The 17195-nt window shown below is 58.4% G+C and carries 15 protein-coding genes; 10 read left to right on the top strand and 5 right to left on the bottom strand.

Translation table 11 applies throughout. The annotated features are described in order from the left end of the window. Positions 1 to 76 precede the first annotated feature (76 nt). The 7 genes from leuS to AC6IY8_RS08750 all read left to right on the top strand — a co-directional run bounded on the left by leuS (position 77) and on the right by AC6IY8_RS08750 (position 9594). Complete coding sequence (gene leuS / locus AC6IY8_RS08780; RefSeq protein ID WP_497778418.1) at positions 77 to 2818, top strand: leucine--tRNA ligase; 2742 nt, start codon at positions 77 to 79, stop codon at positions 2816 to 2818. Between the two features lie 97 nt (positions 2819 to 2915). After that, complete coding sequence (locus AC6IY8_RS08775; RefSeq protein ID WP_497778417.1) at positions 2916 to 3869, top strand: hypothetical protein; 954 nt, start codon at positions 2916 to 2918, stop codon at positions 3867 to 3869. 39 nt (positions 3870 to 3908) lie between these two features. After that, positions 3909 to 5465 (top strand): glutamine-hydrolyzing GMP synthase, encoded by a 1557-nt coding sequence (guaA, locus tag AC6IY8_RS08770; protein WP_497778416.1) that lies wholly within the window; start codon positions 3909 to 3911, stop codon positions 5463 to 5465. Positions 5466 to 5647: 182 nt separating this feature from the next. Then, positions 5648 to 5959: a hypothetical protein gene (locus AC6IY8_RS08765; protein WP_497778415.1), complete on the top strand. Its 312-nt coding sequence runs from the start codon at positions 5648 to 5650 to the stop codon at positions 5957 to 5959. Between the two features lie 107 nt (positions 5960 to 6066). Beyond that, positions 6067 to 7482, top strand: a complete 1416-nt coding sequence (locus tag AC6IY8_RS08760; RefSeq protein ID WP_497778414.1) for a rhomboid family intramembrane serine protease — start codon at positions 6067 to 6069, stop codon at positions 7480 to 7482. 64 nt (positions 7483 to 7546) lie between these two features. Next, a complete protein-coding gene (locus AC6IY8_RS08755; protein WP_497778413.1) occupies positions 7547 to 8053 on the top strand; it encodes a chemotaxis protein CheX in 507 nt (168 codons plus the stop codon). Between the two features lie 200 nt (positions 8054 to 8253). After that, complete coding sequence (locus tag AC6IY8_RS08750) at positions 8254 to 9594, top strand: MFS transporter (RefSeq protein ID WP_497778412.1); 1341 nt, start codon at positions 8254 to 8256, stop codon at positions 9592 to 9594. Between the two features lie 60 nt (positions 9595 to 9654). On the opposite strand, the gene mqnC is transcribed toward AC6IY8_RS08750, so the two are convergent. The 3 genes from mqnC to AC6IY8_RS08735 form a co-directional block, all read right to left on the bottom strand. Next, entirely contained in the window at positions 9655 to 10701 is a 1047-nt protein-coding gene (gene mqnC, locus AC6IY8_RS08745) for a cyclic dehypoxanthinyl futalosine synthase (protein ID WP_497778411.1), read from the bottom strand. A gap of 112 nt (positions 10702 to 10813) precedes the next feature. Further along, on the bottom strand, positions 10814 to 11212 hold the full coding sequence (locus AC6IY8_RS08740; protein ID WP_497778410.1) for a ComEA family DNA-binding protein: 399 nt from the start codon (positions 11210 to 11212) through the stop codon (positions 10814 to 10816). 54 nt (positions 11213 to 11266) lie between these two features. After that, positions 11267 to 11917, bottom strand: a complete 651-nt coding sequence (locus AC6IY8_RS08735) for a YqaA family protein (RefSeq protein ID WP_497778409.1) — start codon at positions 11915 to 11917, stop codon at positions 11267 to 11269. Positions 11918 to 12193: 276 nt separating this feature from the next. Between AC6IY8_RS08735 and bshC the strand changes: the two genes are divergently transcribed. The 3 genes from bshC to AC6IY8_RS08720 all read left to right on the top strand — a co-directional run bounded on the left by bshC (position 12194) and on the right by AC6IY8_RS08720 (position 14950). Then, a complete protein-coding gene (gene bshC, locus AC6IY8_RS08730; RefSeq protein WP_497778408.1) occupies positions 12194 to 13777 on the top strand; it encodes a bacillithiol biosynthesis cysteine-adding enzyme BshC in 1584 nt (527 codons plus the stop codon). 76 nt (positions 13778 to 13853) lie between these two features. Continuing rightward, positions 13854 to 14183, top strand: coding sequence for a hypothetical protein (locus AC6IY8_RS08725; protein ID WP_497778407.1), 330 nt, complete (start codon positions 13854 to 13856; stop codon positions 14181 to 14183). A gap of 71 nt (positions 14184 to 14254) precedes the next feature. Beyond that, on the top strand, positions 14255 to 14950 hold the full coding sequence (locus AC6IY8_RS08720) for a glycerophosphodiester phosphodiesterase (protein ID WP_497778406.1): 696 nt from the start codon (positions 14255 to 14257) through the stop codon (positions 14948 to 14950). Positions 14951 to 14958: 8 nt separating this feature from the next. Here AC6IY8_RS08720 and AC6IY8_RS08715 read toward each other — a convergent pair whose 3' ends face one another. Both AC6IY8_RS08715 and AC6IY8_RS08710 read right to left on the bottom strand, forming a co-directional pair. Beyond that, a complete protein-coding gene (locus tag AC6IY8_RS08715; protein ID WP_497778405.1) occupies positions 14959 to 15399 on the bottom strand; it encodes a phosphatase domain-containing protein in 441 nt (146 codons plus the stop codon). Positions 15400 to 15458: 59 nt separating this feature from the next. Further along, positions 15459 to 17105, bottom strand: coding sequence for an FAD-dependent oxidoreductase (locus AC6IY8_RS08710; RefSeq protein ID WP_497778404.1), 1647 nt, complete (start codon positions 17103 to 17105; stop codon positions 15459 to 15461). Between the last annotated feature and the right edge of the window lie 90 nt (positions 17106 to 17195).

Genomic DNA, 17195 nt, shown 5'->3' with positions numbered 1-17195 from the left:
TTGCTGCGCACAAGTTGTAGAATAAGAGCTTATCCATACCGCAGTTTTCGATACACATAGGGCGAAGCAAATACTCATGGCAGACGAGCAGAAAACTACCCCGAAATCGGAATCTCCTTCCGACATCATTGATCAGGTCGTTGAAGTGGTACGCGAAGCCACGGAAGGCATTGTGGAAGACGTAAAAGGCATGGCCCAGGAACTCGGCATCGTCAATCCGCCGTTGAGCCAGCATGCGGCGAACGCGCCAGCGAACACAGTCGCCGAGCCGGTGCGTGGTACGCGTGCGGCAGATGATACCCGCTACGATCCGACGCCGGTCGAACAGAAATGGGCTGCGCTGTGGGAGAGCGACCTTCATCGGTATGCGCCCGAGCCGCCCTCGAGCAGCAAGCCGAAGTACTACGTGGTGGAGATGCTGCCGTATCCTTCCGGTGCACTGCACATGGGACACGTGCGGAACTACGCTATTGGCGACGCGCTGGCTCGCTACATGTGGATGAGCGGACACAATGTGCTGCATCCGATGGGGTGGGATTCATTTGGCCTTCCGGCGGAGAACGCTGCGATCAAGAATAAGCGCCAGCCGCGCGAGTGGACGCTGGGCAACATCGCCGCGATGAAGGCGCAGATGAAGCGTCTGGGATTCAGCTATGACTGGTCACGCGAGGTGACGACCTGCCTGCCTGATTATTACCGCTGGAACCAGTGGTTCTTCCTCAAGCTGTATGAGAAGGGCCTGGCCTATCGCAAGAAGAGCAAGGTGAACTGGTGTCCGAACTGCGCAACGGTGCTTGCAAACGAGCAAGTGGTGAATGGCTGCTGCTGGCGTCACGAGGACACGCTGGTGGAACAGCGCGAGTTGGAGCAGTGGTCGGTGCGCATTACGGATTACTCCGACGAGCTGTTGCAGGGTCTCGACACGATGGATGGGTGGCCGGAGAAGGTGCGCACGATGCAGCGCAACTGGATTGGCCGCAGCGAAGGTGCGAACGTCGAGTTCACTCTGGACGGTGGAAGCGGAACAAAGATCACGGTATTCACGACGCGCATTGACACGATCTTTGGCGCAACGTCGTTGCAGCTTGCGCCGCAGCATCCGCTGGTGGCGGAGCTTGTAGGCCAGGACCCGGCGAAGCTTGCCAACCTCGAAGAGATGCTCGCGGACCAGAAGAAGGCACGCGAGTCGGGAGACATTGGGTCGCTCGACAAGAAGGGATTCGATACGGGGCATTTCGCGATCAACCCGTTCAACCAGGAGCGCGTTCCGATCTGGGTGGCGAACTACATCCTGATGGATTACGGCACAGGCGCGATTATGTCGGTGCCTGCGCACGATGAGCGCGACTATGAGTTTGCGAAGAAGTATGGTATCGAGATCCGCATTGTCATTCTGCCGCGCCGCGAGCAGGAGCCGCCTGAAGCCGGACAGCCGGAACATCCTGTGCTGCCGTTTGTGGCGGAGGATTCGTTGCTCATCAACTCCGGCCCGTTCAATGGCCTCTCCTGCGAAGACGCGCAGAAGAAAATGGCGGAACACGCTGAGGAGCATGGCTTCGGCAAGGCAACAGTCACGTATCGCTTGAAGGATTGGGGTATCTCGCGGCAGCGCTACTGGGGCACGCCGATCCCGATGATGTACTGCGAGAAGTGCGGCATCGTGCCTGTGCCGGAAGATCAGCTCCCAGTGCTGTTGCCGGAAAATGTGGAGATCACGCTGGCGGGTGGATCGCCTTTGACGCGGGTGAAGGAATTCTATGAAGTCCCATGCCCGAAGTGCGGCGGGATTGCGCGGCGCGAGTCGGACACGATGGACACCTTTGTCGATTCGAGCTGGTATTTCTATCGCTACACGAGTCCGATCGACAGCGCGCCTTTTGACAGCACGGTCGCAAACTACTGGTTCCCGATGGATCAGTACATCGGAGGTGTGGAGCACGCAATTCTTCACCTGATGTATTCGCGATTCTGGACGAAGTTCATGCGCGATATTGGACTGATCAAGAATGACGAGCCAGCAAAACGGCTGTTCACGCAGGGCATGGTGATCAAGAACGGCGCCAAGATGTCGAAGTCGCTGGGCAATGTGGTGTCGCCGGATGATATGGTGGCCCGCTACGGTGCCGATGCAACGCGCTTGTACACGCTGTTTGCCGCGCCTCCGGATCGCGATCTCGACTGGCAGGATCAGGGTGTGGAGGGCGTGTATCGGTTCCTCTCGCGCCTGCATCGGTTCATCACCGACAATCCGGTGCGCCTGAGCGATGCGGATGCGCGCGAGTACAAGGTCGCGGACCTCTCGCAGGATGCCCGGCAGATACTGCGCAAGATGCACCAGACGATTCTGCGCATCACGGACGACTTTCAGGGGCGGTGGCATTTCAACACTTCAGTAGCGGCGATGATGGAGCTGCTGAATGCCTGCATGGTGAAGCAGGAACTGTTCGGAGCAAACTCAAGTGCGCCAAAAGCGTTCCAGGCCGAAGTGCAGCACAAACTCGTGCTGTTACTCAGCCCGTTTGCGCCTTACCTGGCCGCTGAACTCTGGACCATGCTTGGGGAAGACGCCGATGCGCTGCTGCGTCATCCGTGGCCGCAGGGAGATCCCGAACTCGCGAAAGAGGACGAAGTCGAGATCGTGGTTCAGTTCAACGGCAAATTGCGCCAGCGTCTCACTGTTCCGCATGACGCCGACGATGAGACCGTGCGCCAGGCCGCGCTCAATGATGAAAAGATCAAGGACGCGCTTGTCGGCAAGGTCATCGTGAAGGTGATCGTGGTCAAGAACAAGCTGGTGAACATCGTCGTCAAAGGCTGATATCAAGTCCCACGTTTGCCAAGCCGAACGTGGAGATGAGTTCTGGATTGGGAGTGGTTGCGATTAAAGCTCGGTCGCGCCACTCCCAATCGAGCGTATGCGCTATCCTCAACGCATGAGTGCCGAGGCCATCCGCGAAAGCTTTCGCATTCTCCGCCACGAACCGGCGCTGTTTGCGATGGAGCTTCTGTGGCGATGGAGCTTCGGACTTGGCCTGATTGCGCTCGTGTTCTTCGCCTCCGCCCACCTGCGCGAGGCCGTTCTGCTCTCGGACACCGATCAGGCGGCGCTTGCGGGACAAGACCCTTTTGCCATTGCCCAGGCACTCGCAAACATTATTGGACAAGCGCTGCCTCTGCTGTTGCGCACCGTGGCGCAAGTGTTCACGATTGGTGGCGTGCTGTGGATTGCTGCTACGTCTCTTGGGCGTGGCATCATTACCCGAGTGCTCGTGCAGCGCATCGCGTTCGAAAACAGCGTGGCCGTCGCTCCGGATGCGCCGCGCTGGACTACATTCGCCATCATCATGTTTGCCCGGGTTCTTATGACACTGATCCTTGCGATCGGCTACCTTGGCGGCGCACTTTTGGCAGCGCTGGTCGGTGGGCAGAGTGTGTTGGGTTCGTCGCTTGTGGTTTTTGTCGCACTCTCGGTGGCGTGTGTGGTGTGGGGGTATGTGAACTGGGTGCTGTCGCTGGCGCCCATATTTGTTGCTTCGGATGGTCGCTCGGCCATGGATGCCATCGTTGAGGCGATCTCTTTCGTTCGCCGCCAACGGCAGCGCCTTGCTTCTGTGGCCTGGGCGAATGCAGGAATTCGCAGTGTGGTGGCGATTGTAGTTTCCATTGCAGCGCTATCGGCCATTGCGGCGAGAAATGTGCTCTCGCCGGTGTTGAGCTATGTGCTAGTGGCCGTGGCAACACTGATGTACCTGCTGGTGTCGGACGGGCTGCTGCTTGCGCGACACGCGGCGTATGTCTCGGTTGCTTGCAGAGAACGAAAGCAGGCCGGGGCGCTCTCTCCAGATCATTCGGGAACCGCCGCGAGGTAGCCGCTTTACAGCCTGCCCTCAATTCTGCGAACCTTGAGTGTGGAACACACCGCCCTTCCTTCAATCGTTGTCCTGGACTTCGGCTCGCAATACACGCAGCTGATCGCGCGTCGTATTCGTGAGCAGAACGTCTTCTCCGTTGTCCTGCCATGCACGGCCAAGGTGCAGGAAGTTCTCAGCTACAATCCGGTCGGCATCATTCTGTCGGGTGGGCCCTGCTCGGTGTATGACGTGGACGCTCCGCCCGCCGACCCTGAGGTGCTGAATCTCGGACTGCCGGTGCTCGGAATCTGCTACGGCCTGCAGTTTATGACGCACACACTTGGAGGCACCGTACACGCGGCCAGCAAGCGTGAGTATGGACACGCAGAGGTGGCGGTACTGGAAACGTCGGCGCTATTCGATGGAATGCCGGAGACCCTTTCGGTATGGATGTCGCACGGCGATGAGGCTGACAAACTTGCGCCCGGATTCCGGCTGGTGGCGCGTTCGTCGAGCGCGGTGGCGGCAATTGAAAATGTTGCGGCCGGGTACTACGCCGTGCAGTTCCACCCTGAGGTGCACCACACGAAGTTCGGCACCAATCTGCTGAAGAATTTCGTGTTCGGAATCTGCCAGGCAGAGCCGTCGTGGACGCCACAAAAGTTTATCGATTCTACGGTCGCCCAAATCCGCGAGATCGTGGGAGAAGGGCGCGCGCTGTGCGCTATCTCGGGTGGCGTTGACTCGAGCGTGGCGGCGACACTTGTACATCGCGCGATTGGGGATCGACTGACCTGCGTTTTCGTGAACAATGGCGTGCTGCGCAAAGATGAGTTTGCGAAGGTGCAGCACAACCTGCGCACCAAGCTCAAACTCAACATCGATGCCGTGGATGCGAGCGAACGGTTCCTTACCAAGCTTGCAGGAGTTACGGATCCTGAACGCAAGCGCAAGATTATCGGCAATGAGTTCATCGAGGTTTTCGACGAAGAGTCGCAGCGCATTAAGCGCGAGCATGGCGAAGTTCAGTGGCTGGTGCAGGGAACGCTCTATCCTGACGTGATCGAGTCGGTCAGCGTGCGCGGTCCCTCGGTGACAATCAAGAGCCACCATAACGTAGGCGGGCTCCCGGCGAAGATGAAGTTGAAGCTGATCGAGCCGCTACGCGATCTGTTCAAGGACGAAGTTCGCCGGATTGGGCGCGACCTCGGAATGCCGGACGAGATGCTGCAACGACAGCCTTTTCCCGGGCCAGGGCTGGCGGTGCGCATCCTTGGGGAGGTCACGCCGGAGCGCGTGCGCTTGCTACAGGAAGCGGACGACATTGTCGTCACCGAGATTAAGAGAGCCGGACTATATGAGCAGATCTGGCAGTCGTTCGCTGTGCTGCTTCCGGTGATGTCGGTGGGAGTTATGGGCGATCAGCGCACGTATGCGTACACCTGCGCGATTCGCGCGGTGACCAGCGAAGACGGAATGACGGCCGACTGGGTTCCGCTGCCGCACGAGGTTTTGAAGACCATCTCAAGCCGTATCGTGAACGAGATCACCGGAATTAATCGCGTGGTTTACGACATCACCTCGAAGCCGCCGGGGACGATTGAGTGGGAGTAGCGGTCGTGAAGCTGAATTCCTGCCTTCGGCGGATTTGAGTCTGCCGGAGGCAATCGGTTACTTACGTTTTTTCGGCTCGATGTTTTCGATTGGCTGCAACTCTGCCTTCCATTATGGTTACCTTTAGCGGCTTTCGGACATGTACTTCCGGGGCAAGCTAAGCGCAACCGCATTGGATGGATATGAACAGCGAACAGGGATCAGCGAAGGGCGGCAGTATCTGGAAGGGGATGGGGTTGGCGCTCCTTTTCCAGTTTGCATATCTTTTCTTTTGCTTTGAGATGCTTAGCAATGAAGCTCGCTTGATCGGTTTCATGCTGTTTGCGCTGGTGCAGTTCTTCTATCTTTTCCCTCTGGCTCGGTTCTATAGCCGCCGCAACGAAGGGCTCACCTCGAACGGTGTCATGATTTGCAGCGTACTGTCGTTGGCCGGCGCCGCTTCCTGGGTCGCGTATGGTGCCCTGCACGGCACGTTCCAGGCGATTGTCGGCTAGCTCTGCTGTAAATCATTTCGTCTCTCCCCAAGAACATGTCAAACTGAGCAGCAGGATTCCTCCCTTGAAGCAGGCTGATGTCTAAGTGTGTTCGTTGTGGCCGTACGATGTCTGGATTCAGTTTCGGCAAGAAGGTATGCGTCTGGTGCAGGCAGCACGAAGCTGCGCAGCGCGGCCAAGACTCGGAGTTCCAGCCCGTAATGTCCGCTCCGTGGGCGCGACGCGAAACCATGCCCATGCTGGTAACGCAGGCGATCTTTGGAATCAACGTCGCCGTTTTCGTGGGAATGCTGCTCTCCGGGGCATCGCCTCTAGAACCCTCTTCGGAGAGCCTGCTCAACTGGGGCGCGAACTACGGGCCGTACACGTTGGGCGGTGACTGGTGGCGACTCCTCACCTCGTGCTTCGTGCACATCGGCATTATTCACATCGCGATGAATATGTGGTGCCTGTGGTCGCTGGGCTCGCTGGCGGAGCGCTTCTATGGACGCTTTACATTCGTATGTATCTATTTGCTGTGCGGCGTTGCGGGCAGTCTCGGATCTGTCTTCTGGCACAGACCTGCCACGGTTAGCGCGGGAGCCTCGGGAGCGCTTTTTGGTATAGCCGGGGCATTGATCGCATCGCTGAAATTCGGCGAGTTCTCCTTCAGCGGTTTGGCACGGGGAACGCTGCAGAGCCTGATCGCATTCCTGGGATACAGTGTGCTTTTTGGTGCGCTCTACGGACAGACTGACAATGCAGCGCACGGCGGAGGACTGCTCGCCGGAGTTGTGCTCGGCGCGCTTGTCGCAAAGGCTGCACCCGGATCCCGACTGGTTCCGCGACTGGTGGTGATGGCGGTGGTTGCCGCTCTGCTCGGAGTGGGCGTGTATTCGCTTGAGCGCAGCCGCGGGTTTCAATCCTACATGTATCGCGCGAGCCAGAGTGCGGCATCGGGAGACATTGATCGTGCTCTACCGCTGTTTCAAAGGGCGATAAAGCTGAAACCTGAATCCGCTCCCTCGGTGCATTACCTGCTGGCGCGAGCCTACGGCGAAAAGCACGAGTACGCGAGTGCTGAACGTGAGCTTCAGAGCGCATACGCAGCCGCCCCTGATAATCAGGAATTTGGGTATGAACTGGGGACGATGCGTCTTGAGCAGCATAGAGTAAATGATGCGCAACGCGCGTTCGAGCAACTACTGGCTGCGAATCCTCAGAATGCGCTTGCGCACTTTGGATTGGGCGATGTCGCACTGGCGCGCAATGACTATGTAGCGGCGCAGCGGGAGTACGACAGAGCTGGAGAGCTGAATCCACGGCTGCAGTATGTTCATGCCCGGCAGGGAGAGTGCTGGGCTCAGCTAAAGCAAGACGATCGAGCGATAGCGGAGTATCGGCAGGAGATCGAACTGAACGGCGACGATGCGAATACCGAGCGCCTGCTTTCTGCGGCTTACAAGGCCAAGGGCATGAATCGTGAAGCCGAAGCCTCGGCTCAGAAGGCCGAGAAGCTGGCCAGCGAGTCTGACGACGAATAGCAGGCTCGATCAGCGCTAAAGGATTAGGCCTTCCAGCCGATGAGATGGCTGAGAGGGAGAAGCTTTGGCCGGGAACGAAGATTCGAACATCGCCGTCGCCGTACCATCACCAGAAAACATTGAGAATTGGGACCAACTGCTGCTAGGGGCTACGCAGGAGGTGTTCGCCATGATGGTAGGCGTGCCTTTGTCGGCCTACGGGCAGGCTCTGGCTCAAACTGCCGGAGAGTTCACGGCTGTGATCGGCGTTGCAGGGCCGATGAATGCGGTATTTTCGATCCGCTGCGATCAGAAAACAGCCTGCGGAATCGCGTGCGGCATGCTTGGCGTGGATCGGAGCGAAGCAAGGGGCGAGGTGTGGGACGCGCTCGGCGAGCTGTGCAACATGATTATCGGCAACTTCAAGAGCAAGCTGGGCAAACTCGGCGAGAGCTCGGTATTGTCCGTTCCTACGGTGATTCATGGTCACGATTACAAAGTGCGCTCACTGATTGACGGCAATCGCATTGAGTGTGTCGTACAGACTCCGGACGGCCCTCTTCGGCTGAGGTTGAACTACAAGATCGCCTGAGGGCGAGAGAGTCGTTGCAATCGAGATCCTCTGCAAGGGACCCCGCGCGCCAATACGGGCATCTATAGCTCTGTTCTTTGGAGGATTCACGTTCGGAATTGATTTTTCCAAAGTACAATTGCGCGGCGCATCGATGGAGCGCACCGGTAACACAAGAAAGAATTCCGGCTGGGAAGCCGCGGACGCGGAGGATCAAGGGGATGAATTCAGATATCAGTTTTGAGAAAAACACTTACCGGAAGGTTGATCTTCGACTCGTTCCGTTTCTGTTTTTCTGCTACATCCTTGCCTATCTCGACAGGGTAAACGTAGGCTTCGCAAAGTTGCAGATGCTTAAGGCACTGAACATGACCGACGCCGCCTTCGCGACCGGAGCGGGAATCTTCTTCATCGGGTATTTCTTCTTCGAAGTGCCCAGCAACGTCCTGCTGAAAAAGTTTGGCGCGCGCCGGTGGATTGCCCGAATCATGATTACGTGGGGAATCGTTTCGGCCTGCATGATCTTCGTACGGAGCGAGTTCTCGTTCCATGCGTTACGCTTCCTGCTCGGAATCGCCGAAGCCGGATTCTTTCCGGGTGTGATTTTCTACCTGACGCTGTGGTATCCGTCGCGCATGCGGGCGACGCGCACGGCCTGGTTTGTAGCGGCGATCGCGGTGTCGGGCGTGATCGGAAATCCGATCTCGGGATGGATCATGGATGCGTTGTCCGGGAAGGGCGGACTGGCAGGATGGCAGTGGCTGTTCCTGGCCGAAGGAATTCCGTCCATCATTGTTGGCTTCTTCGTGATCTACTACCTCGAGAGCAACATTCAGGAAGCGAAGTGGCTCACTGCGGAAGAAAAATCACTGCTCGAACGCAATCTCGCGGCTGAAGATCAGCACAAGACGGAACAGCATCTGAGCGACGCTTTCAAGAGCGCCAAGGTATGGGTGCTGTGCTCGATCTACTTCACACTGATGATTGGGCTTTATGGCATCGCGTTCTGGCTGCCTACGATTGTGAAGGCATTCGGCATCAAGGGATATCTTGGCGTGGGGTTGATCACAGCGATCCCCTACGGAGTGGCCGTTGTCGGCATGATTCTGATCAGCCTTCACTCGGACAAGACGGGCGAGCGGCGCCTGCATTACGTATTCACGGCCTCTGCTGGAGCGCTCGGCCTGATTCTAAGCGGAGTCTTCGCGAGCAATCCGGTGCTGGCAATCGTGTTCCTGTCGATTGCAACACTGGGTGTGATTGGCGCGATGCCGCTATTCTGGCCTATTCCGTCGGCGTTTCTTGCGGGAACCGCTGCCGCGGCTGGAATTGGCATCGTGAACTCGCTTGGCAACCTGGGAGGCTATGTCGGGCCGAATGTGCCGATCTGGGCGAAGGCGGTTTCCGCCGACAAGTCGGCAGCGCTGTACATCATTGCCGGCATGCTCTTGTTGGGGGCGATCATCACGTTCTTCTTCATCCCGAAGGATCTTCGGGTTCGTGTTGGAGCCGCGCCTAGTACGCCGGAACGCGGTCCGGCACTTGGGACAAGAACAGCGTAGGCGAATGGAACACAAAAGGAGCGCCAACTGGAAATGTTGGCGCCCTTTCTTTTTGTGCGATTAGTTGAGGAAGTAAGTTCGGTACAGGGTGTCGCGCTGTACAGGACGGAATCCAGCGTCGCGAATGATGCGGCGCAGTTCTTCCTCTGTCGTGCAGTTGCTGGTTCCCGCGGCTTTCACGACGTTCTCCTCGAGCATCACCGAGCCCACATCATTGCCGCCGAAACGCAATCCCATCTGGCAGACCTTCAATCCCTGCGTGACCCAGCTTGACTGAACGTTGGGGAAGTTCGAGAGGAATATGCGCGAGATGGCGAGAGTCTTGAGGTACTCGACGGCCGTCGCTTCGGGCCAACCGCGTCCTCCTAAAGCCGTGTGCTTGGGCTGGAACGTCCAAGGGATGAATGCGGTGAATCCGCCGGTCTCTTCCTGGAGCTCGTAGATTCGCTGGAAGTGGTTCACGCGGTGCTCTACGGTTTCGCCCACGCCAAACATCATGGTCGCCGTGGTCTTCATGCCCAGCTTGTGAGCTGCGCGATGCACATCGAGCCAATCCTGCGTAGTGCACTTCAGGCGCGCCACTTTCGAGCGAACCTCATCGTCGAGAATCTCTGCGCCGCCGCCAGGAATCGACTGCAATCCCGCGTCTCTCAGTCGGCGGATTGTATCTTCGATCGAAAGATCGCTGTACTCCGCGATGCCGATGATTTCGCTGGCGGAGAGGCAGTGCAGATGCACTTGCGGGAAGCGCTCCTTGATGCCGAGGAACAGAGCTTCGAACCATTCGATCTTCAGGTCGGGATTGATTCCACCCTGCATCAGAATTCCGGTTCCACCCATTTCGACGGTCTCGGCGATCTTGTCGTAGATCGTTTCCAGGTCGAGCAGGTAGCCCTTCTCGCGGCCTGGCCCTTTCACCGGCGCGTAGAAGGCGCAGAAGGAGCAGTACTCGGTGCAGATGTTCGTGTAATTGATATTCCGGTCGATGATGTAACTGACGATCCCATCGGGGTGCAGCTTGCGGCGGATCGCATCGGCTTCCATTCCGATGCCGATGAGGTCATCGGAGCGGAACATTTCCAGAGCTTGTTGGCGCGTAAGGCTCATACCTTTCCATGATACCGGAACGGGGCAAAGTGCGATGCGCGATTTGTACCGTTTTACGCTTGGCAAAAGAAAGCCGCGCCCGAAGACGCGGCCAAGGTAGAAAACTCCGGTACTACTTTTTGGGTTCGTGCGCGACGAGTTTGTCACTGATCTTGGCGTAGGTCGCCTGGTTGACGATCTTGCGAGTGACGAGGTCCCGCTTGGTCTTGTAAGGGCGTCCGGCGATGATCTTGTCGGAGATTGCCTCGCCAATTCCTGGAACCTTCATCAGGTCGTCTTTGCTGGCGCTGTTGATGTCAACTTTGTCCCGGATCTTGTCGGTGACTGCCAGCGTGCCGCTCTTGGTCGCTTTTCCGGCACTCTTGGCGGCACTCTTCGTTTCGCTGCCTGCGGTCTGGGCGGCGCTCTTGGACTGATCTCCCTGGGTTGCGGTGGCGGTCTGCGCCATAGCGGTCTGCAGGGACAGCGCGAGGGCGAGCAGAACGCTCAGCACAAAGTAATGCTTCTTCATTGCATTCTCCTTTTGAGAGACGTGGGCGCACACATAGGATGTGCATATGCAGCTCTACGCTGCCCGTTGCTGCGGCTCATTTTGGCCCTGCGCTCCATGCCGGCGCCGCTCACGGAGGTAAAACCATAGGGCCGTAGCACCACCCACCACTCCGATGATAGATATGGTCCACAGCGCAGGCCGGTAGTATCCGTGCATCCACTTGAAGATGGCGCCGCCGTAGCGCTCGGTGATCCACGCCAGCAATCCGAAACGAACTATGCGCCCCAATGTCCATGAAGCCAGGAATTTGAGCCAGGGATACTTCATGGCGCCCGCGGTCATGATGAAGGCAGCGGCGGGCATAGGTGGAGGAGCCATGGCTCCCACTAACATCGACCAGAAGCCCCACTTTTGGAATGCGTGGAAAATCTTTTTCGATCTCGACTGGCCCAGCTTCTTCTCCAATGCCTCTTCGCCTGTTTTCCGTCCCAAACGGAAGGTGGGCCATGCGCCAACCACCGAGCCTGCGGTAGCCATCAAGGCGTAGTACCACCAGAGTCCTTTATGCGAGGCAGTGAGCACGACGAGCAATGCGTCGAAGCTGCCCGGAGCCGGAATGACCGACATATCCAAGAATCCAAGAGGGAAGAACATGAAGGCCCCAAAGCGGCGGACAAACGACCAGAAGGCCTGCATGAACGCTACGGCGAAAAGTAATCTCATCTTTCAGTTAGAAGCACAGGAAGTGTCCCGTGACCCAGAGTGCAACGTCTTTTGGTGAGTTCCCCGGGTTGTGACATTTCGATGCGCAAAGTTTCGATACAATCAAAAGCAGGGTTGTTGCTGGTTGCGATCGCGCTGTTCAGTGCATCGTGCGAAGCTCCGCAACATCCAATCCGGTGAAGCTCCATTCGCCAGCGGATAACATAGGACAGAGAAAGTGGCCTGCATGTTTGAGTTGTGTCAATGTAAGGTGGTGGCGCGGTGAAAACCGAGTGTATGCCGTTTACGGCAATTCCGCACAACTCCCGCCTTTTCCTAGATTTCCTTTTCCAGTTTGACAAGGTCCAAGCCTTCTATCAGCATCGTCCCCATTCGCAGGCAGTGCTCGATTATGCGCGCACGCTCCAGTTTCCTGCAGAGCGGCGCGCCCGCGTCGCAGACGTGCTCGAGAAGCAGAATCGCCGCTGGGGCGCTTCTCCGGCAGCTCTGGCCTCGATTGAGAAATTCAGGCAGGGGGCGGTCGCGTGCATCAGCGGGCAGCAGGTGGGAGTCTTTGGCGGTCCGTTCTACTCGATCCTTAAAGCAGTTTCGGCTATGCAGATGGCCGATGAGCTTACCTCGATGGGGATTCCGGCCATCCCGGTTTTCTGGCTCGCGACCGAGGACCACGACCTCGCCGAAATCGCCAGCGTCACGCTGCCGAGCGGGTGCGAACTCGAAAAGCTGACGGCCACGGAACAGACCGGCTCCGAAGCGCCAGTCGGTTCTATCCATCTGGATGGGCGCATCGATGCGATGGTCAACCGTGCCGCCGAACTGCTCGGCCCGGGCTGGATGACGGACGCTCTGCGCGACAGCTATCGTTCAGGGGAGACTTACAGCTCGGCCTTCGCTCGCATGTTCACGCGGATTGTGGCCGAAACGGGCATGGTGCTCGTCGATCCGCTGGACGACGATCTTCATGCGATTGTGCAGCCGCTGTTCAGCGCCGCTGCCGAGCGCGCCGAAGAACTGGATCATGCGCTGCTCGAACGAGGTAAGGCTCTGCACGAGGCTGGCTACCACGAGCAGGTTCGAGTAACGCCGGAATCTACCCTGCTGTTTTCGCTGGAGGGCAATCGCCGCACGGTGCTCCACCTGGCGGGAGATGACTTCATGCTGGGCGCCCAGAGGGTGCCGCGTCAGCAGGTGCTGGACCAGATTAAAGCTCATCCTGAGCAGTTCAGCGCAAACGTGCTGCTGCGCCCTGTGGTGCAGGATTACCTGTTTCCGACGGCGGTGTACTTTGGCGGACCCGCCGAAATCGCGTATTTTGCGCAGGCGGGTGTGGTGTATGAGAAGCTGCTTGGCCGCACAACTCCGGTAATGCCGCGTCTCTCGGCAACGATTGTCAATTCCGAGATGAGCGACCTGCTGGCGCGCTATCGCCTGAGCTTCAAAGACCTGTTCCACGGGACGGCGGGGGTGTGCGAACTGCTTTCCTCTCGAGTGCTCGCGCCGGAGTTGCAGGATGCACTTCACACGACACGCGAGTCGCTGGAGTCCAACCTCGCCGGACTGCGAGATGCGCTGCAGAAACTTGATCCCACGCTGGTGGATGCGGCATCGCGCAGTGAACGCAAGATGCTGTACCAGCTCTCGAAGATTGCCAGCAAGGCAGCTCGCGCAAAACTACGCCAGAGCGAATCGCTCACACGAGACGCACATAAGGTGCTTACCGAGTTGTTTCCGCACAAGGAACTTCAGGAGCGGGTGCTACCCGGGGTTTATTTCCTGTCGCAGTATGGGCCGGAGCTGATTACGGCGCTGAAGAAAGCCGCAGAGCCACAATGCCCAGGGCATCAGATCATTCGGTTGTAAGCTGGCAGGGTGATTGGGATCAGCAGTGAGTTAGCAGAGTCTCTAAACTGGATTGGTAGTGCTACCATAGGGCGTCATGTCGAAGAAGCAGAAGAATTCCGCTCCCGAAATCGGATTTGAAGTGATGTGCCCCTGCTGCGAAGCGACGTTACGGATCGATCCGGTGACTCGCGCCGTGATCTCCCACACACCGAAGCCTGCGGCTCGCACCTTTGCCGACATGGAAGCGGCTGCGCGAGCCATGCGGGAAGGCGATGTGCGCAAGGAATCGATCTTCCGCCAGTCGGTCGAGGCCGAAAAGAATAAGGCCGACCTGCTCGAAAAAAAATTTGCCGAAGCCGTGAAGAAAGCAAAGGAAGCGCCCGATCTGTCGAAGCCCTTCCTGCGCGATTACGATTTGGACTAAAGCAGGGCGGTTCATCCATTCGAGCGGTCCCCTCGAGCAGAGTGGGACCGCTGATCTGCATCTCATAAATCATGCTGCTGCTGGGACACCGAGGCTGTCGCGGCGAATACGTAGAGAACACATTTGCCGCATTCGACCACGCCCTCCAAAGCGGATGCGATGGGTTCGAGTTGGACGTGCGCCGAACAGCAGACTCCGTACCGATCATCTGGCATGATGCGCGGCTGCGCGGACGCTTTATTTCACGCCAGCTCTATGCGAGCCTGCACCAGCGCTGCGCGCTAGCGCGGCGACTACCTCGCGCTCCGGTGATCGACCTTTGCCAACTGGAAGAGGTGCTTGCGCGATATTCCCTGGTGGCGTGGATCGACATTGAGCTGAAGGTTCCCGGACTTGCAGCGAACGTGATCTCGCTGTTGCGCCGGTATCCGCCTGCTCGCGGGTTTATTGTGTCCTCGTTTCGGCGCAGCATCCTGCTGGAGTTGCATCGCGCTGATCCCACGTTGCCGCTGGCCTTTATTTTCGATCGCATGCCGCGTCCCGAAGTGTGGCGGGCGCTGCCGATTCAGTACGTGAAGCCGAGCGCAAGACTGATTACACCCGCCCGCGTGAGGCACTTTCACGCGGAAGGTATGAAGGTTCTGACGTGGACGGTGAATCATCCGCTCACGATGCGATCGCTCGTGGAAGCAGGAGTGGATGGCATGATCGGCGACGATCCTGTGCTGCTTGCTCGCACGCGGGCCGAGAGCAAAGCAGCGAACTGAGGAATGGCTTAGTAGGATTCTCCGCTCGATACCTGAAACACCCGCACGCCGCATTGCCGGTACATCTCGCAGACGGATTGGCGATCATCGATGACGAATGCAACCGCATCTCGGCCGATGCTGTCCAGCAGTTCGCGTTTAACAATGGTGTCGGGACGATAATCTCCTGAGCGACGCATGAGCAGCCGCGAGTAGTGGATGCCGTAAAGGGCAAGCCATTCTTCGGTGGTTTTGCGGTACTCGTCAGGACGTCCGGTGATGATCACAGCGTCATATTCCGGGGAGAGATTATTTACCCAGCGCACGACGATCTCGACCGGAGTATCGTGCGACATCCTCCGGAAGAATTGTTTCCAGTTCTTCTTGCCGGATCCCTGGATGAAGTGCAGACGGTGTTGAACATCGGCCAGCGTTCCGTCAATGTCCACGATGACGATTTTCTTGCTCACTGCTTGGCCCTGTGCTGGCAATGGGAAGTTTGAATTGGGGCGGTGCTTTGCGGAGCCTCTCAGGCGGCAACGCCGTTTTCTCTCAGGTTCTTGGGCTTGTGCAGAAATCGGTTGCGCTCTTCCTCGAACGCCTCTATTTCTTCGCGCATGCGACGCTCGTTCCAGTTCAGTGCCGGAGCGACACGGGAGGCCGCCTGCCGCGTGCAATCATAATCCCACTGCTCGTCCAGGGCCATGGGCACGCGGCGCAAGAGGATGTCGCCAAGTGTTACGGCGTGCTCATAAGCCACGGCTTCGACGGCCTGCGCCACCAACTGCGGACGGCCATTGACGATGGGCATGCGCATGATGGGATTGTGCATCGCGGTCTGAATGACGCACATGGCGTGCCGTCCATGCCAGCGAGCTACAGCTTCGGCAGAGGTCTGCGGAATTCCGGTGACGGCGTGTACAGCCGACGACCACTGTTGCACGGTGCTCTCAACACCGCTGGACTGGCCAATTGCAATATGTCGTGCCGCGAGTGGACTTGGGGTAAGGCCCATGGTTTTGGTGGTGTTGCGGGCAAGCCAGACGGCGGTGGTGAGGTTTCCTCCGAAGATGGTGAGCATGCCCATTGCGCCTTCTTCCGCATGATTGTGCAGCACATGACGGCAAGCGCCTGAGTCGAGCAAAGTATCGTCCGGTCGCTGTGAACCTGTGTACGGGAACGGCCTGATTCCGGCGTAGCTGAAGGCGATATCGGACCAACTAAGCTGAGCGCTTGGGAAAAGCGCCATGGACGAACCGAGCAGCGAGGCCACCTCGTCACGCTCGGGCTGCACCAGCGAGGGGTCCCCACCCTCGACCATCTCCGCGGAACCGACCTGGATCATGCCGTTCCAAGGAGCGATGGAGACCGGGCGGCCTTTCCTAGTCTCGACGTGCAGTCCGATTGTGGGCGCGTCAGGCCAGCGACGAAGCATGAGATGGGTGGTGCGCATGCCGCTGACGAGCTGCGAGTGGGCCGGCAGATCTGTAAGGTCGCGCACGCGGTCGGCCCACGGACCACTGGCATTGATAACCCAGTCGCTCTCGACGTAGCTGTCGGTGGCATTAAGCTGGTCTCGGACGAGCACTCCGCGCACGCGACCCTCAGAAGTGCGGATTGATATGACGTCAGCGTGATTGCGGGCCACCGCGCCTTCGGCGCAGGCTTCAACCAGCCAGTCTGCTACGAGTCGCTCTGGGAACTCGCATATTGCATCCTGGTACGGATAGATCGACCAGCGTTGCTCGCTGGTGAGGCTCCGGTGCAGCGCCTTGACGTGCTCATCGGTGTTAGATAACGGAATCCTGCCCAGCTTGCGGTAGAGCCATAGAGCGGCACGGATCTCAAGTGAGGAATACCGGGCATTTGGGGTGAGGGCCAGCGCGAACTCAAGCGGCGCGACTAGATGAGGCTGCTCGCGCAGAAGGGTTTCACGTCCGCGCAAGGACTCGCGCAGAAGGCTCAACTCGCCGCGTTCCAGATGTTGCAGCCCGCCCTGAACTACCCGCGTGCAACGGCTGGTGGTGCCAGAGCCGAAGTCCTCGCGCTCCAGCAGCATCACGGACTTGCGGGCGCGCGCGCATTCGCGGGCAAGAGCCACGCCGCTGATGCCACCACCGATGATGGTGATATCGACCCGCTCCGGCAGAGGCCCGCGTCCGAGGAAGCTGCGCATAGAGCAGATTAGATGCGTTGTGGATCAAACGGGTCGGCTGAAGGCGAGAAACTCGGAGAATCAAAACTGCACCTCTTGCATCCCGACCGC

The sequence above is a fragment of the Koromonas soli genome (assembly GCF_059726265.1).
The sequence above is the reverse complement of the archived record's forward strand: the minus strand, read 5'-3'. Positions and strand labels throughout refer to the sequence as shown.

Coding starts and splice junctions, on each gene's coding strand:
- AC6IY8_RS08710 (WP_497778404.1), bottom strand. CDS start 17,105: ATGCGCAGCTTCCTCGGACGCGGGCCTCTGCCGGAGCGGGTCGATATC.
- AC6IY8_RS08725 (WP_497778407.1), top strand. CDS start 13,854: ATGTCGAAGAAGCAGAAGAATTCCGCTCCCGAAATCGGATTTGAAGTG.
- AC6IY8_RS08735 (WP_497778409.1), bottom strand. CDS start 11,917: ATGAGATTACTTTTCGCCGTAGCGTTCATGCAGGCCTTCTGGTCGTTT.
- leuS (WP_497778418.1), top strand. CDS start 77: ATGGCAGACGAGCAGAAAACTACCCCGAAATCGGAATCTCCTTCCGAC.
- AC6IY8_RS08775 (WP_497778417.1), top strand. CDS start 2,916: ATGCGCTATCCTCAACGCATGAGTGCCGAGGCCATCCGCGAAAGCTTT.
- mqnC (WP_497778411.1), bottom strand. CDS start 10,701: ATGAGCCTTACGCGCCAACAAGCTCTGGAAATGTTCCGCTCCGATGAC.
- AC6IY8_RS08720 (WP_497778406.1), top strand. CDS start 14,255: ATGCTGCTGCTGGGACACCGAGGCTGTCGCGGCGAATACGTAGAGAAC.
- bshC (WP_497778408.1), top strand. CDS start 12,194: ATGCCGTTTACGGCAATTCCGCACAACTCCCGCCTTTTCCTAGATTTC.
- AC6IY8_RS08765 (WP_497778415.1), top strand. CDS start 5,648: ATGAACAGCGAACAGGGATCAGCGAAGGGCGGCAGTATCTGGAAGGGG.
- AC6IY8_RS08760 (WP_497778414.1), top strand. CDS start 6,067: ATGTCTGGATTCAGTTTCGGCAAGAAGGTATGCGTCTGGTGCAGGCAG.
- AC6IY8_RS08750 (WP_497778412.1), top strand. CDS start 8,254: ATGAATTCAGATATCAGTTTTGAGAAAAACACTTACCGGAAGGTTGAT.
- AC6IY8_RS08740 (WP_497778410.1), bottom strand. CDS start 11,212: ATGAAGAAGCATTACTTTGTGCTGAGCGTTCTGCTCGCCCTCGCGCTG.